General features: G+C 63.2%; 14 protein-coding genes and 1 pseudogene. 10 read left to right on the top strand and 5 right to left on the bottom strand.

Features of this window, described 5'->3' with window-relative positions; genetic code table 11:
- The first annotated feature begins 293 nt into the window (after window positions 1–293).
- Window positions 294–1,445, top strand: a complete 1,152-nt coding sequence (locus ACX93L_RS10865) for an Mrp/NBP35 family ATP-binding protein (protein ID WP_459404850.1) — start codon at window positions 294–296, stop codon at window positions 1,443–1,445.
- 75 nt (window positions 1,446–1,520) lie between these two features.
- Here the strand turns inward: ACX93L_RS10865 and ACX93L_RS10870 are convergent, their stop codons facing one another.
- Window positions 1,521–2,135 (bottom strand): Hsp20/alpha crystallin family protein, encoded by a 615-nt coding sequence (locus ACX93L_RS10870; RefSeq protein WP_459405369.1) that lies wholly within the window; start codon window positions 2,133–2,135, stop codon window positions 1,521–1,523.
- A gap of 99 nt (window positions 2,136–2,234) precedes the next feature.
- On the opposite strand from ACX93L_RS10870, the gene ACX93L_RS10875 reads away from it, so the two are divergent.
- From ACX93L_RS10875 to ACX93L_RS10910, 8 genes are all read left to right on the top strand, one after another.
- Window positions 2,235–3,212: a magnesium transporter CorA family protein gene (locus ACX93L_RS10875; protein WP_459404851.1), complete on the top strand. Its 978-nt coding sequence runs from the start codon at window positions 2,235–2,237 to the stop codon at window positions 3,210–3,212.
- A gap of 15 nt (window positions 3,213–3,227) precedes the next feature.
- Window positions 3,228–5,129, top strand: a complete 1,902-nt coding sequence (locus ACX93L_RS10880; protein ID WP_459404852.1) for a potassium transporter Kup — start codon at window positions 3,228–3,230, stop codon at window positions 5,127–5,129.
- Between the two features lie 259 nt (window positions 5,130–5,388).
- Entirely contained in the window at window positions 5,389–6,459 is a 1,071-nt protein-coding gene (locus tag ACX93L_RS10885; RefSeq protein WP_459404853.1) for a cell wall hydrolase, read from the top strand.
- 270 nt (window positions 6,460–6,729) lie between these two features.
- The gene (locus tag ACX93L_RS10890) at window positions 6,730–7,092 is read left to right on the top strand and encodes an AtpZ/AtpI family protein (RefSeq protein ID WP_459404854.1); all 363 of its coding nucleotides are present in this window, start codon (window positions 6,730–6,732) and stop codon (window positions 7,090–7,092) included.
- A 70-nt stretch (window positions 7,093–7,162) separates the two neighbouring features.
- Window positions 7,163–7,915, top strand: coding sequence for a F0F1 ATP synthase subunit A (locus ACX93L_RS10895; protein WP_028736801.1), 753 nt, complete (start codon window positions 7,163–7,165; stop codon window positions 7,913–7,915).
- A 68-nt stretch (window positions 7,916–7,983) separates the two neighbouring features.
- The gene (locus tag ACX93L_RS10900) at window positions 7,984–8,211 is read left to right on the top strand and encodes a F0F1 ATP synthase subunit C (RefSeq protein WP_006466154.1); all 228 of its coding nucleotides are present in this window, start codon (window positions 7,984–7,986) and stop codon (window positions 8,209–8,211) included.
- Window positions 8,212–8,291: 80 nt separating this feature from the next.
- A complete protein-coding gene (locus tag ACX93L_RS10905; RefSeq protein WP_459404855.1) occupies window positions 8,292–8,951 on the top strand; it encodes a F0F1 ATP synthase subunit B in 660 nt (219 codons plus the stop codon).
- Window positions 8,952–8,954: 3 nt separating this feature from the next.
- Window positions 8,955–9,440 carry a F0F1 ATP synthase subunit B gene (locus ACX93L_RS10910; RefSeq protein ID WP_459404856.1) on the top strand — a complete coding sequence of 162 codons (486 nt, stop codon included), beginning with the start codon at window positions 8,955–8,957 and terminating at the stop codon, window positions 9,438–9,440.
- Between the two features lie 199 nt (window positions 9,441–9,639).
- On the opposite strand, the gene ACX93L_RS10915 is transcribed toward ACX93L_RS10910, so the two are convergent.
- Window positions 9,640–10,305 carry a ribonuclease HII gene (locus ACX93L_RS10915; RefSeq protein ID WP_459404857.1) on the bottom strand — a complete coding sequence of 222 codons (666 nt, stop codon included), beginning with the start codon at window positions 10,303–10,305 and terminating at the stop codon, window positions 9,640–9,642.
- Between the two features lie 233 nt (window positions 10,306–10,538).
- The gene (locus ACX93L_RS10920; RefSeq protein ID WP_459404858.1) at window positions 10,539–11,696 is read right to left on the bottom strand and encodes a PA0069 family radical SAM protein; all 1,158 of its coding nucleotides are present in this window, start codon (window positions 11,694–11,696) and stop codon (window positions 10,539–10,541) included.
- Window positions 11,697–11,825: 129 nt separating this feature from the next.
- On the opposite strand from ACX93L_RS10920, the gene ACX93L_RS10925 reads away from it, so the two are divergent.
- Window positions 11,826–12,347, top strand: coding sequence for a glycosyl transferase (locus ACX93L_RS10925; RefSeq protein ID WP_459404859.1), 522 nt, complete (start codon window positions 11,826–11,828; stop codon window positions 12,345–12,347).
- A gap of 43 nt (window positions 12,348–12,390) precedes the next feature.
- Here the strand turns inward: ACX93L_RS10925 and ACX93L_RS10930 are convergent, their stop codons facing one another.
- Both ACX93L_RS10930 and ACX93L_RS10935 read right to left on the bottom strand, forming a co-directional pair.
- Window positions 12,391–13,284 (bottom strand): 4-(cytidine 5'-diphospho)-2-C-methyl-D-erythritol kinase, encoded by an 894-nt coding sequence (locus ACX93L_RS10930; RefSeq protein ID WP_459404860.1) that lies wholly within the window; start codon window positions 13,282–13,284, stop codon window positions 12,391–12,393.
- A gap of 244 nt (window positions 13,285–13,528) precedes the next feature.
- A pseudogene (locus tag ACX93L_RS10935) lies at window positions 13,529–15,295 on the bottom strand (tetratricopeptide repeat protein); the annotation flags it as partial.
- Window positions 15,296–15,346: the final 51 nt, after the last annotated feature.

Here is a 15,346-nt window from a genome sequence, read left to right on the forward strand (position 1 = left end):
GCGCAAGTTGGCACGGTTTCTGCATTTGAATAAGAAGTCCAGAGGGGACGCTGCCAGCACCCGCAAAGGGTGCGACAAAGGCAAGCCGCCGCTGCTGACGTCCGCCACTCCGGACGTCGCGGCCGGCGGCTTTCCTTTTTTGTCGACCGGATTCTCACGCCGTCCCCCCCCCCGGGCGATTTGGTCGCAACCCACGACCATGTCCGCCAAGCTTTTCGGGTTGGCGAAGCCTGCCGTGTCCACTATCTAGACTCCGACGCCCCGGTTTTGGGGTCGCATCGCGAGAGGGTGGTATGAGCGCAGTCACGAAAGAGCAGGTTATGGAGGCCCTGAGGGCCATTCGCGGCCCGGATCTCGAGGGCGACATCGTCAGCCTCGGTCTCGTCTCCGACGTCTTCATTTCGGACAGCAAGGTCTATTTTTCCATCACCGTGCCCTCCGATCGCGCCGATGCTCTCGAGCCGCTGAGGCAGGCCGCCGAACGGGCGGTCAAGGCCATGCCGGGCGTGAAGGGAGCGCTCGTCAGCCTGACAGCGGAACGCAAGGCGGGTTCTACTCCGCCGCCCCGGCCTCAGGCGTCTGCGCCTGCCCATTCCCATGGCCACAGCCACGCCCCCGCGCCGAGCGGGTCACGACCAGGAAAGCAGACCATTCCGGGAATTGGCGCGATCATTGCCGTGGCCTCGGGCAAGGGCGGGGTCGGCAAATCCACCACCGCCGTCAATCTCGCTCTCGCCATGAAGGCCAACGGTCTGAAGGTCGGCATTCTGGATGCGGATGTCTACGGACCGTCCATGCCGCGCCTGCTCGGCATCAGCGGCCGTCCCCAGCAGATCGAGAACCGCATCATCGTGCCGATGGAAAACTACGGCATCAAGGCGATGTCGATGGGCTTCCTCGTCGATGAGGGAACCGCCATGATCTGGCGTGGCCCCATGGTCCAGTCGGCATTGATGCAGATGCTGCGTGAAGTCGCCTGGGGCGATCTCGACGTTCTGGTGGTCGACATGCCGCCCGGCACGGGCGATGCTCAGCTCACCATGGCCCAGCAGGTTCCGCTCTCGGGCGCAGTCATAGTCTCGACCCCGCAGGATCTCGCACTCATCGATGCCCGCAAGGGCCTCAACATGTTCAACAAGGTCGAGGTGCCGGTGTTGGGCATTGTCGAGAACATGAGCTACTTCATCGCGCCTGACACCGGCAATCGCTATGACATTTTCGGTCATGGTGGCGCGCGAGCCGAGGCGGAGACGATCGGGGTACCCTTCCTTGGCGAAGTTCCGCTGACGATCGCCATCCGTGAGACCTCCGACGCCGGCACGCCGGTTGTCGTTTCCGACCCGGAGGGGCCGCAGGCGCTGGTCTATCGTGACATTGCCACCAAGGTCTGGAAGGAAGTGCAAGCCCGCGCCGGTCGCGCTGCGCCGTCGATCGTCTTCGAATAAGATCCGGGAAAGTAACCGCCGCCTGAAAAATCGACCGCCGCCCCCAGGCGGATAGGGGCGGCGGGATTGCGCGATCTATTGTTGTTTTTCGATCGCGATCTTGCGCTCGACAGGAGCCGTTCCCGGCTTCTTCGGCATGGTGACCGTCAGCACGCCCTTGTCGAACTTCGCGGCGACGGCCGCTTCATCGACGCTGGACGGCAGGCGCATGGATCGCTGGAAGCTGCCATAGCGCCGCTCGACGACGTGATAATTGTCCTTGTCGTCCTTCTTCTCCATCTTCTTCTCGCCCTTCAGGGTGAGAACGCCGTTGTGGATCGAAAGGTCGACATCCTCCTCGGAAATGCCTGGCAGTTCCGCGGTAAGCGTGATTGAACTCTCATTTTCGGCGACGTCTATCGACGGCGCCATGAATTTTTCGCCCTCTGCCTCACCCGGCAAGCCTCGTTTGCCGAAGAAGCTTTCGAGCGCCTGATCCATCTCCTTGCGCAGATCGGCAAAGGGATTGTCAGACCAAAGATTCGGAAGAAAATTGGACGACTTGTCGTTCATTGCATCCTCCATCGGTTCCCAGCCCCGACGGCTCGAATAGTATGACGCGAAGGCAGCGTCGCTTTGATCCAGATCAAGCGGACGACGACCGGAAACGGGCCTTTTTTGGGCTGGAGGTCGGGCTCGCTCTGCCCGCATTTTTCGCTGCTGCGAAATGCTGCTTGCTTTTTTTTCTGAAGAGGTGTTTGTCTCGCGCGCCGAAACGGACCCTGAGGGCGCTATGAAAGTGTCTGCAACTTGATCAGAGCCTACCACCTGGATGGAAGGGCCGAGATCATCAATGCCGCCGAGCCGCGACAGGCGCTCGAGGCCGATAGTCTTTGGCTTGACCTCATCAATCCGGACCTTGCCGAGGAAGCCCTCGTCGAGAAGCTTCTGGGAATCCCTCTGCCGACCCGCGAAGACCTCAAGGACATCGAACCTTCCAGCCGTCTTTATGTCGAAGAAGGTGGCGTTTATATGACCGGGTCGCTCGTCTGGAAGGCCGAAAGCGACCTGCCGGAAATCACCGACGTCGCCTTCATCCTGGCCGGCCATCGCCTGGTGACCATTCGCTATGCCGAACCGCGCGCCTTTGCCCTGTTCAGCGCCGCGCTATTGCGTATGCCGGGCAAGTACCGCTCCGGTGCGGAACTTCTCGCGCGCCTTCTGGAGACGATCGTCGATCGTACGGCGGAGGTGCTTGAAGCCGGCGTCGCCCGCATCGACGAGCTTTCCGCGACTGTCTTCGTGGATCGCAAGGTGGCCAAGCGTCGTCCGCCGCGTTTCCTGGAGGACAAGCTTCTCGACATCGCCGCCCATCACCGGCTGGTCAGCAAGGCGCGTGACAGCCTCGTCTCGCTGTCCCGCATGGTGGCCTTCCTGCGCTCCCTGCCGAAGGTTCGCGAGGACCGTGAGGCGGACGAGCTTTGCGGCATCGTCGCCCACGACATCCAGTCGCTGTCCGAGCACGCTGCCTTCGTCTCGAACAACATCACTTTCCTGCTCGACGCCTCGCTTGGTCTCATCAACGTCGAGCAGAATGCCATCATCAAGATCTTCTCGATCGCTTCCGTGGTCTTCCTGCCGCCGACGCTGGTCGCTTCGATCTACGGGATGAACTTCCACCTCATGCCCGAGTTGGAATGGACCTTTGGATATGGCTTCGCGTTGGTCGCGATGCTCCTGTCCGCCGTCATTCCCTTCCTGTTATTCCGCTGGAAAGGCTGGCTCTGACGAGCCTGTGATCCCATGACCCAAGAGAACTGTGAAACTCCGGAACCACAGAAGGGCCTGCACGGCCTGTTCGGGTTGGCGCTCGGCTCCGTCGGTGTCGTCTACGGCGATATCGGTACGAGCCCGCTCTATGCCTTTCGCGAGGCTCTGAAGCCGATCGCCGACGGCGGCATCATGCGTGAAGAGGTGATCGGCCTCATTTCGCTGATCATCTGGACGCTGACGATCATCGTCACCCTGAAATACGTGCTCTTCCTGTTGCGCGCCGACAACGAAGGCGAAGGTGGCACGCTGTCGCTTCTGGCGCTCCTGTCCAAGAATGTCGGCGGACATGGCGCTGTATTGATGATCCTCGGTCTGGTCGGGGCGGCGCTCTTCCTCGGCGACTCGATGATTACGCCGGCCCTCTCTGTGCTTTCGGCCGTCGAAGGTCTCAAGCTGGTGACGCCGCAGTTCGATGGCTACATCGTGCCGATTTCCGTGGTGATCCTGATCGCGCTGTTTGCCGTGCAGTCTCGTGGAACGGGTGCCGTCGCCAGGTTCTTCGGACCGATCACGGCGATCTGGTTCCTCGTCATGGCGCTCGGCGGCATCGTGCACATCTCCGAGGATTTCGGCATCCTGGCCGCGTTCAATCCCTGGCATGCCGTGCAGTTCCTGATGCGCGAGGGTTTCCTCGGCATTGTCGTGCTCGGTGCCGTCTTTCTGACGGTGACCGGTGCGGAAGCCCTCTACGCCGACCTTGGCCATTTCGGCCGCAAGCCGATCCAGTGGGCCTGGTTCGTGCTCGTCTTCCCGGCCCTGGTGCTGAACTATCTCGGCCAGGGCGCCATGGTGCTCAACCATCCTGAAGCCGCGTCGGATCCCTTCTTCCTGATGTTCCCGGAATGGGCGCTGCTGCCGGTGGTAATCCTGGCGACCTTCGCCACCATCATCGCCAGCCAGGCGGTCATCACCGGTGCCTTTTCGCTCGTGCGCCAGGCGATCCATCTCGGCTTCCTGCCGCGCATGCAGATCCTCTTCACCTCGGAGAAGCACACAGGCCAGATCTACCTGCCGTCGGTCAATACCCTGCTGCTGATCGGCGTGCTCGCGCTCGTCATGCTGTTCCAGAGCTCCGAAGCGCTCGCCACCGCCTATGGCATCTCAGTCACCGGTGCGATGGTGGTCACGACGATCATGGCCTTCCGCTTCGTTCGCACCCGCTGGAAGTGGTCGGCGACGACGGCGCTCGTGCTGCTCCTGCCTCTCTTCGCACTGGAACTGGTCTTCCTCGGCGCCAACATGCTGAAGGTGCACGACGGCGGTTATGTGCCGGTGCTGTTCGCCGCCGGCTTCACCATCGTCATGTGGACCTGGCGCCGCGGCACGGCCATCCTGTTTGCCAAGACCCGTCACGCCGACGTGCCGCTGCTGCCCTTCATCACCTCGGTCGAGAAGAAGAGCGACCATGCTCCGGCCGCGGTCGTGGGGACGGCGATCTTCCTCACCAGCGACCCGGAAACCGCGCCCGCGGCTCTGCTGCACAATCTGAAGCACAACCACGTTCTGCACGAGCGCAACATCATCCTGACCATCAAGACGGTGAACCGTCCGCGCGCCACGGCGGAAGAGCGCTTCGTGGTCGAGACGCTGTCCGAGCGGTTCAGCCGGGTCGAGATCCGCTTCGGCTTCATGGAAACGCAGAACGTGTCGAAGGCGCTTGCCAATCTGCGCCGCGGCGGCCTGAAGTTCGACATCATGTCGACCTCCTTCTATCTCGGCCGTCGCAAGCTGGTGCCGGATGCGAAGTCGGGCATGCCCTACTGGCAGGACCGGCTCTACATTAGCCTCGCCAATGCCGCGGCCGATCCGTCCGACTATTTCCGTCTGCCGGCCAACCGCGTGGTGGAGCTGGGATCGCACGTCATCATCTGAAGCCTGCGTCCGCTCACGAAGAGTTGAGAAAGCCGCCGTCTTCCGGCGGCTTTTTTGCGCGTGCAGTTCCGATCCGAAGTCTGCTCATTAACCAAGCATCAAGGTTAATGGACGATATTTCTCTAATGTAACCGTGGTCAGGTATGGAGTACCGGTTTTGCGTTCGAGAAGTCGTCTGCTGAAAAGGTCCGCCTCGTTTTTCGAGCGTTGGGGGTCCCCCCTGGTCTTTGGCCTCGCCTCCTGGCTTGCCTTTCCGTCCATGGCCGCCCAGGCTGATCTTGCCGGCCTGATTGCCGGCCTCGACCGTGGCACGAGCAACTGGCGCATGGTGCTGACCGCATCGCCGGCCGGCTCGCTTCACCAGGCGGAGCTCGCCTTCTCTTCCGACGAAGCGTCCGCGGCCCTCAACAAGGACAGTGGTATCCTTTTGCCGGACGGCCGCAAGATCGCGTTCGACGGCGGCAAGGCCGAGACCAATCCCTTGCCGGACGAGGACCGCGTGACCCGAGGCCAGAAGAAGGGCAGGGTGGTTGCTGTCGAGCAGATGCTGCCGCCCAGAGCATTCACGGCCGGGTCGATCCTCCAGCGCACCTCGTCACTGATGGATCCGAAGAAGGTGCCCGACGAGCTGACCGCCTTCACCCGCGCCAAGGCGAAGCCGGTCGAACTGGCGAGCTTCTATTTCAAGAAGTCGGAACCCGCGCCGGATGTCGGTGTGCCGGCATTGCTTGCCTCGCTCGTCACGAACCGTGACGCGGACGTGCTGGCGACCGCCTATGCGCCGGCCGAACCCGACTTCTCCCGCGTCTCGCCCTTCGATGCGATTCTCTCGAAGAAGCCCGAGGCCGGCCGATTCTCGCCGAAGATCGGTCCGGACGACCATGCCTGGGCCGCCTCCGTCCTGCCGCCATCCGTGTTTTCGCCCCGAGAACAGCAGTGCCTCGCCTCCGGCATCTACTTCGAGGCGCGCGGCGAATCGGTGAAGGGCCAGGCGGCCGTCGCTCAGGTCATTCTCAATCGCGTGCGCAATCCGGCCTATCCTGATACCATCTGTGGCGTCGTCTACCAGAACGAGGACTGGCGCAACCGCTGCCAGTTTTCCTTTGCCTGCGACAATATCAAGGATCGGGTAAACTCCGAATATCATTGGAAAGTTGCCCGCGAAGTGGCGCTCGCCGTGACGGCGGGCAAGATCTGGCTGAAGGAAGTCGGGTCCGCGACCCACTATCATGCGCTCTACGTCCGCCCGGCCTGGGGCCGCACGATGAAGAAGGTCGGCCGCATCGGCCTGCATGTCTTCTACCGGACCTATGGCGGCGGCTGGAGCTGACCACCGTCAAAAAATACCCGTCGTTGCGGCCAAGTGACCCGTTTTGCCGGTCGCGTTGCGCAAAGATTCGGGGCTTTCGACTTAAGTCTATGATTTTCCGCGGTTAATTTGTGGTGAAACTTGGCCCTCCAATGCCTTGACTATGGGGGCGCTCAAAATTATGGTGCGCCCGACTTCAAGACGGGCTGGAAGGGTTCAAATCCTGCCGTATCTACATTGCTGACAGGCCCTCCGAGGCTTGGAGAAAAGCAGAGAGGACGGGAGGAAGCCATGACCGGTCACCGTGAGGAAAGTCTGGAAGAGCGTCGAAGGCGCCTCGCTGCCGAACTGGTGGTGAAGGGTGTCGAGACGAATGGTGAGAAAGCCGCCGACGAGCGGGCCGAGCGAAACCGCAAAGGTTACGCCGAGGCCATGAAGCTCTCGAGCGAATTTATCTCTGCCGTCGTCGTTGGTGCGATCCTGGGCTATCTTTTCGACCGTTTTGTCGGTACTGCGCCCTGGGGCATGATCGTGCTCCTGTTACTCGGGTTCTGTGCCGGTGTTTTGAACGTGCTGAGGACTGCGGGAAAGGTGGCCACGCCCCATCCGGCGGACCGCGGCACGAAGGCAGAGAATAAGCGCGACGCCGGCTGATCAGGGCCGCGAAGCGCTACACAGGCAGACCTCCGCTCGCGGGCGGACTAAAAGCGAAAGAGACCAGACGGTGTCAAACGATCCGACTCATCAGTTCCAGATCCAGAAGATTGTTCCGATCGAGATCGGCGGGATTGATTTTTCGTTCACCAACGCTTCGCTGTTCATGGTCGCGACGGTCGCCTGCGCTTCCGCCTTTCTCTACTTCTCGACCTCGAGCCGCGGCCTGATCCCGACCCGCGCCCAGTCGGTCGCCGAAATGTCCTATGAATTCATCGCCTCGATGCTGCGCGAAGGCGCCGGCAGCCACGGCATGAAATTCTTCCCCATGGTCTTCTCGCTGTTCATGTTCGTGCTGACCGCGAACCTGCTCGGCATGATGCCCTATTTCTTCACCATCACCAGCCAGATCGTCGTCACCTTCGCGCTGGCGATCTTCGTCATCGGCACCGTGCTGGTCTATGGTTTCATGAAGCACGGCTTTGGCTTCCTCAAGCTGTTCGTGCCCTCGGGCGTACCGGGAGCCCTGCTGCTTCTCGTCGTACCGATCGAAGTGATCTCGTTCCTGTCGCGTCCGATTTCTCTCTCCATTCGTCTGTTCGCCAACATGCTGGCCGGACACATTACGCTCAAGGTGTTCGCAGGCTTCGTCGCCTCGCTTGGAACCCTGGGCGCGCTGGGCATTGGCGGCGCCATTCTGCCCCTGATCATGACCGTCGCTCTGACGGGTCTCGAGTTCCTCGTCGCCTTCCTGCAGGCTTACGTCTTCGCGGTGCTGACTTGCATGTACCTCAACGACGCAATTCACCCTGGCGGGCACTAAGGATCACCGACATTGACGTCTGAAGACGTCAGTCATTCGCCGCAACAACCATTCTAAGGAGATCAATCATGGAAGCGGAAGCAGCAAAGTACATCGGCGCAGGTCTGGCTTGCTTTGGTATGGCCGGCACGGCTCTCGGCCTCGGCAACATCTTCGGCAACTACCTGTCCGGCGCACTGCGCAATCCGTCTGCCGCTGACAGCCAGTTCGGCCGTCTGGTATTCGGCTTCGCCGTTACGGAAGCTCTGGGCATCTTCTCGCTGCTCATCGCTCTCCTCCTCCTGTTCGCCGTCTAATACCGGCCGGGTTTTGGGGTCACGGCTCGCCACCGGGCGGCCGTGATCCTTCGCATTTGAGAATACACCTGGAGGTGAGCATGTTCGTGACCCCCGCCTATGCCGAGGAAACCCCGGCTTCGGGCCAGACCCCCGCGGCAGCGGCTCCTGCAGAGGGCCAGGTCCATACGGAAGAAGCCCCCGCACAGGGCGAAGTCCATACGGAAACCGGCGTTGCCAACGACGCAGGGCATGGTGGTGGCGTTTTCCCGCCATTCGACCAGTCGACCTATGCATCGCAGCTTCTCTGGCTGGTGCTCACGTTCGGCCTTTTCTACATCCTCATGCAGAAGGTCATCGTACCGCGCGTTGGCGGCATCCTGGAAAACCGGCATGACCGGATCGCCCAGGATCTCGACGAAGCCGGTCGGCTGAAGTCGGAAGCCGATGCAGCCATCGAGACCTACGAGCGCGAGCTCAGCGCTGCCAAGGCCAAGGCCGGGCAGATCGCGGCGACCGCCCGTGACAATGCCAAGGCAAAGGCAGATGCCGAGCGCGCCGCCGTCGAAGCGGAACTCGCCGGCAAGGTTGCCGCAGCCGAAGCCCGCATCGCCGACATCAAGGCCAAGGCATTCGCCGAGGTCGATACCATCGCCGTCGACACCGTCGGTTCGATCGTCGAGCAGCTGATCGGCACCAAGGCGACCGCAGCCGACATCAAGGCAGCCGTCAGCGGCGTAGCCGGCAAGCAGGGAGCTTGATCCATGCATTTCGACGCAACATTCTTCGCTTTCGTCGGCCTGGTCCTGTTCCTGGCCCTGGTCGTCTATCTCAAGGTTCCGGGCATGGTGGCGAAGTCGCTCGACGCCCGCGCCGACAAGATCCGTGACGAGCTGGCCGAAGCCAAGCGCCTGCGCGAAGAAGCCCAGCACCTGCTGGCCGAATACCAGCGCAAGCGCAAGGAAGCCGAAGCCGAAGCAGCAGGCATTGTTGCCGCGGCCGAACGCGAGGCAGCCGCACTGACGGCGGAAGCCAAGCAGAAGACCGAAGAGTTCGTGGCGCGCCGCAATGCGCTCTCCGAACAGAAGATCAAGCAGGCTGAAGCCGACGCCGTGAACGCGGTTCGCGCCGCAGCCGTCGACCTTGCGGTCGCAGCGGCGGAAGCCGTGCTGGCCAAGAAGACCGATGCCGCCGTGCAGGACAAGCTCTTCAAGGGCGCTGTCGGCGAGGTCAAGGCGCGCCTCAACTGAGGCCTTTAGGTCAATCTGGATTACGAAGAAGCCCGGCTATGACCGGGCTTTTTCTTTGCCCGCTCGGCGGCTGTCGACCCTCTTCGGGGTGGTCGGCGGAGGCGGCGTTTGTTCGCGAGTGGCGGCACCAGCTCTGCCGGGGCGTCGGGCAAGACATCGCGGCGCGTGGCGATGGTTGGACCGCATGTCGGGCCCTGCCTCAATCGGCGGCGTCGTCGATACGCAGTGGCCTGAAGCTCATGCGGTGCAGCGGGCAGGGGCCATGGACGGCGATCGCGCTGCGGTGACGCTCGGTTCCGTAGCCGGCATGGATCTCGAAACCATAGGCGGGATGTACAAGACCGGCGCGCGCCATCATGCGGTCGCGCATTACCTTGGCGACGATCGAAGCCGCGGCAATCGACAGCGATCGGGAGTCACCTTTCACCAGTGCCTGCGTGCTCACTGTCAAGCCTGGCGGCACATCGCGTCCGTCGACCAACACATGGCGCGGCGCGACAGCGAGACCGGCAACTGCGCGCCGCATGGCGTCGAGGCTCGCCTTGCGGATGTCGCGCCGATCGATATGACGCGGCGAGGATGACGCGATGGAGACGACAGATGTTGCGAGGATGGCGTCGAACAGGCTTTCGCGCTGGGCGGCGGACAGCTTCTTCGAATCGTTGAGCCCCGGCGGGGTATTCCTGGGGTCGAGAATGACCGCAGCCGCAACAACCGGACCGGCCAGCGGCCCGCGTCCGGCTTCGTCCGTCCCCGCAACCGGAAAAAGCCCGCGTCGTTCGGCCAGTTGCTCGAACTCGAAGCTCGGCCCGGCGGAAAGGTCGGCAAACAGATCGGGAGAATCGGGTGGCGTGCGAGATTTCATGCGGCAGAAATCGCACGCGCACCCGATCTCCTGCAAGTCCCCGGCATCGGCGGCCGGCAGGGGAGACGACCGCCGAGGCGGCAGCCGGGGACCTGTATTCCGGCGCGAGGCGGCGGGCCGCACCGGAAATTTCGCAAAATGACGGGACGCACCCCCAGGAGTTGGTCCGTTGAGGGCAGGCCGGCCCGGCGCTTCCGAACAGCACCGGCCCAGGCAAGGCCCGCAAAACCGTCTCAGAGCAGCGACAGCTGCACGCCGCTGCCATCCGGCGGAACGAACAGGTCGTCCCTCAGATGCATGCTGCGGCGAACCATGCCGAGCCGCTTCGTCGCCATCTCGAAGCGGCGACTGATCTGCCAGGCATAGGGGCCGGCGCCCTTCATGCGCTTGCCGAATTCCGCGTCGTAATCCTTGCCGCCGCGCATCGAACGTACCAGCGACATCACGTGCCGATAACGATCCGGATAGTTCTGCAGCAGCCAGTCGCGGAACAGCGGGCTGACCTCGTAAGGGAGACGCAGCAGCACGTAACCGGCCTCGTTCGCCCCCGCAGCCTTGGCCGAATCCAGAACACGCTCGATTTCATGGTCGTTGAGCGCCGGAATGACCGGCGCCATCAGTACGCCGGTCGGAACGCCGGCCTCGGATAGCGCCCGGATCGCTTCCAGCCGTTTCGTCGGCGTGGCCGCCCGCGGCTCCATCGTGCGCGCGAGCTTGCGGTCGAGCGTGGTGACCGAGATGGCCACCTTGGCAAGTCCGCGCGACGCCATCGAGGACAGGATGTCGAGGTCGCGCAGGATGAGCGCCGACTTGGTGACAATCGCCACCGGATGGTTGGCCTTGTTCAGCACTTCGAGGATCTGGCGCATGATGCGCCATTCCCGCTCGATCGGCTGATAGGGATCGGTATTGGTACCGATCGCGATCGTGCGCGGCTTGTAGCCGGGCTTGGCCAGTTCCCGTTCGAGAAGCCGCGGCGCGTCGGGCTTGGCGAACAGCTTCGCTTCGAAGTCGAGACCGGCCGACAGCCCCATATAGCTGTGGGTCGGGCGGGCGAAGCAGTAGATGCAGCCATGTTCGCAGCCCCGATAGGGATTGATCGAGCGGTCGAAGGGAATGTCGGGCGATTCATTGCGGGTGATGACGCTACGCGGACGTTCCACCTGTACCTCGGTGCGGAAGGGCGGCATGTCCTCCAGTGTCGACCAGCCGTCGTCGAGCGCAACCCGTTCCTGGGCCTCGAAGCGCCCGGACGGGTTCATGCCGGCAGCCCGGCCGCGGCGGCGATCCACCTCGATCCGCAGCCCGGAAGAGGCGACCAGTGCGTCGGCAATATCTGCCGTATTGGCAGGCTGGAAGGCAGCCTGCACCACATGGGACAGCTCGTTCATGTTTGCTCCTCGCAGGGCAGCCGCCCCGTCTCGATGATTAAATTCCTACCGCGGAAATGAGAACAATGCAAGAACAAAATGAGTGAACAGCCTGTGGCAATCGTTTGTGCGATGCGATAGAGATAGGTGATGTTGACAGTCATTCTTGAGTGCCGCGATCAGGAGGCGGAACTTGCCCAGACGCTTTCGGTGCTCGTGGCCGGGGCGGTCGAGGGCCTGGTGAGCGACGTGGTCGTGCTCGATCACGGCTCTCGCGACGGCTCGTCGCGGGTGGCCGATGCTGCCGGCTGCCGCTTCCATGTGCAGTGGGATCTGAAGGATGTCCTGCGGTCGGTGCGCGGCGAGTGGGTGCTGCTGGTCGAAGCCGGTGCGCGGCCGCTGCATGGCTGGATTGACGAGATCGGCGAATATGTCGCTCTCAACAAGACGCCCGCCCGCTTTTCTCCGTCCCGTCACCATCGCCGCCCGTTCTACCAGCGGATTGTGCGGCGCCTGCCGCCGCTGGAATGCGGCCTTCTCCTGCCTAAGCGTCAGGCGATCGCCTTGGCCAAGTCGGGCATGGCGCTTGGCCAGCTTGCCGCTGGACAAAAATCCGCGCGCCTCGCCAGCGAAATCCTTCCGGCCTGGGTTTCCCGCCGGGGCGGTGCCTGAAGGTCCCGGTGTTCCGTTCTGCCCCTGACCTTCGCGGTCGCGGTCAATGCGTTCCGTTCGTTTCCGTCGCGGCAAAATACCAGTCGGGCTGCATCCGGCAGAGTTCGGCCTGCGCGGACGCCGTCGCTTCCCGGTTTTCATAGACACCGAAACAGGTTGCGCCCGATCCGGACATCCTGACCAGGCGTGGCCCGGTCGACCGCAGCATTTCGGCAAGCGTGCCGATCTCCGGCAGCAGCGCGCGGGCGGGGCCCTCGAGGTCGTTTCGCTGCGCGGCGAGAAAGGCGATCCAGTCTTCGGTCGAGCCCGAGGCCGGCGGCTCCCCGATCGGTGCATTGCCCTTGGTCGTAAGGCGTCGGAAAATGTCCGGCGTCGATACGCCTTCAAGGGGATTGCCCAGGACCAGATGGAAGCGCGGCATCGACCGAAGCGCGTCGATTTGCTCGCCGATCCCGCGGGCGCGCAAGGGGCGGCCTTCGAGGCACATCGGCACATCGGCCCCGAGCTTGAGGGCAATCGGCCCAAGCCTGTCGGCGGGCAGCGTCGCGCCCCAGAACCGCATGAGCCCGCGCAGGGTCGCCGCCGCGTCCGCCGAGCCGCCACCGATCCCGGATGCGACCGGCAGGTTCTTTTCGAGTTCGATCGCGACGGGGGGCGCGGGCTGGCCATGCGCTGCAAGTGTTGCCCGAAGCAGGTCGCGCGCCTTGAGCACGAGATTGCCATCCTGCCCCGTCGCCTCCGCGGAAAGATGCAGACCAAACCGGCCGGAAAGCCGGAAGGCGTCTTCGTCCGCAGGCGAAAAGCGCAGGAGGTCGCCTTCGCCGGCAAAAGCCACGATGCTGTCGAGAAGGTGATAGCCGTCGGCGCGCTGACCGGTCACGTGCAGCGCCAGATTGATCTTGGCCGGCGCTGCCTCGCGTGTCGCAATGCCTTTCATGGCCTCAATTGCCGGCCTTCGGCATCTTGATCGTCTGGCCGGGATAGATCCGGTTCGGATTGCGCTTGAGGTCCGGATTGGCGTTGATCAGGTCGAGGAAGCGGTGCCCGTCGCCGAACGATTCGGTGGCAATCCCCCAGAGCGAATCGCCGGGCTTGACGGTGTAGCTGTCGGTCGCGGCCTGCGCCGCCTGGCTCTTCTGCGCGTCCGCCATGGCACCCGTCTGTGTGCCTTCGGTGCCCTTCGCGGCGACTTCCGGTGTCGCTTCCGGCAGCCCGTCGCGGATCTTCGCCTCGATCTTCGGAATTTCCGGCAGCTCGGGCTTGGAAATCAGCGCCCGCTTCCACTGGTAGGTCGCTTCCAGCTTGCGGCCGACGCGCCAGTAGGCGTCGCCCAGGTGGTCGTTGATGGTCGCGTCGCCGGCCTTGAGCTCGATCGCACGTTCCAGCTCGGTCACCGCGTCGTTGAACCGGCCGAGCCGGAAATAGGCCCAGCCGAGGGAATCGACGATGTAACCGTCATCCGGCCGGAGCTCGACCGCCTTGCGGATCATGTCGAGGCCTTCGTCCAGGTTGCGGTTCATGTCGACCCAGGAATAGCCGAGATAGTTCAGTACCTGCGGCTGATCCGGATTGAGCTCCAGCGCCTTGCGGAAACTCGGCTCTGCCTCGTCCCACTTCTTCAGGCGTTCATAGGCAATGCCGCGCTGGAAGAAGATCGACCAGTGCGCCTTGGCCGGTTGCGGGCCGATGATCTCGATCGCCTTGTCGTAATTGGCGGCCATCGCCGCATAGTCCTTGGCGTCGGACAGCACGCTGCCATAGGCGAGGTAGCTGCGGATGTCGTTGGGATCGGATTCGATCAGCGACTTCAGGTGGGTCCGCGCCTCGTCCACCTTGCCGGTCTGGGCGAGGGTGAGGCCGAGCTGCAGCTCGGAGATCCGGCGCATCGGCGAGGACGCCGGCACCTGCTTGTAGAAGTTGATCGCCCGTTCCGGCTGCTGGGCATTCTCCGCGATGCTGCCGAGCAGTACCAGCGTGTCGGCGCTGTTCTTGTCCAGCGCATGGGCGAACTGCAGGTAGAGCATGACGGTGTCTTCGGCGCCGTCGCGGTTCAGCGCGCCGCCGATCGAGAACAGCACGCCGGCTGCTCCTTCCGAGGCATTCTTCGCCAGCGACTCGATCTTGTCGCCGGCATTGATGCGGTCCCTGAGCGCCTTGAACGGCGCAAAATTGTTGATCATCTCGTCGCCGGCGGAGATCGCGTCGAGCGCCTTCTGCTTGTTGCCCTGCTGGGCCTCCAGCGTGGCGAGCGACATAACGGCTCGAGTGAAGGTGTCGGGTGCGGTTGCGCCGCCTGAACGATCGGTGACCGCTTCGTTGAAATGGCGCCGTGCGGCGTCGGCGTCGCCGATCAGCGCGGCGATCGCGCCGGCATTGTAGTTCTGGAAGATGCCGTACCACGCCGGGCCCTTGAGGCCTTCGACGAGCGCCAGCGCTTCCTTGCCCTGGCCGGCTCCGAGTTTTGCCCAGGCGATCAGCAGCTGGTTCATCAGCCGGTCGAGATCGTTCGGCCCCTCATAGGTCAGCGCTTTTTCAGCCGCCGGATATTCGCCCTTGCGAATCGCCTCGAGAGCGCGGGCGACCGACGTCACGCGCTCCACGGCCTGGTCGCTCTTCAGCTCTTCGGCAAGCGCCACGCCTTCTTCGAAGTCGCCGTTCATGAACAGGGCGATCATCAGCCGTTCCTGGATATCCAGCTCGTTCGGCGAAAAGCCCAGCGCCTTCTTGTAGAGCGCAATGGCGTTCGCATAGTCGCGGTCGGCATCGGCGGTGCGGGCGGCCAGTAATGCGCCGGAAAACGTGTCCACGCTTGCCGGATCGAACTTCTCCTCTGCCGCGGGCTTCGCCTCGGTCGCCGTTTGCGCGGAAAGCGGCCCGGTGGAGAGTACGCCGACCAGAAGCGCGAGACCCGTACCGGCAAGCAGACGGATGGCAAAACGTTGCCGCATGAAGAAGCCTTTCAAGAACTGATGACGTGCCGCGACGGGCCGTTGATACCC

This window comes from Rhizobium sp. CAU 1783, assembly GCF_054551725.1.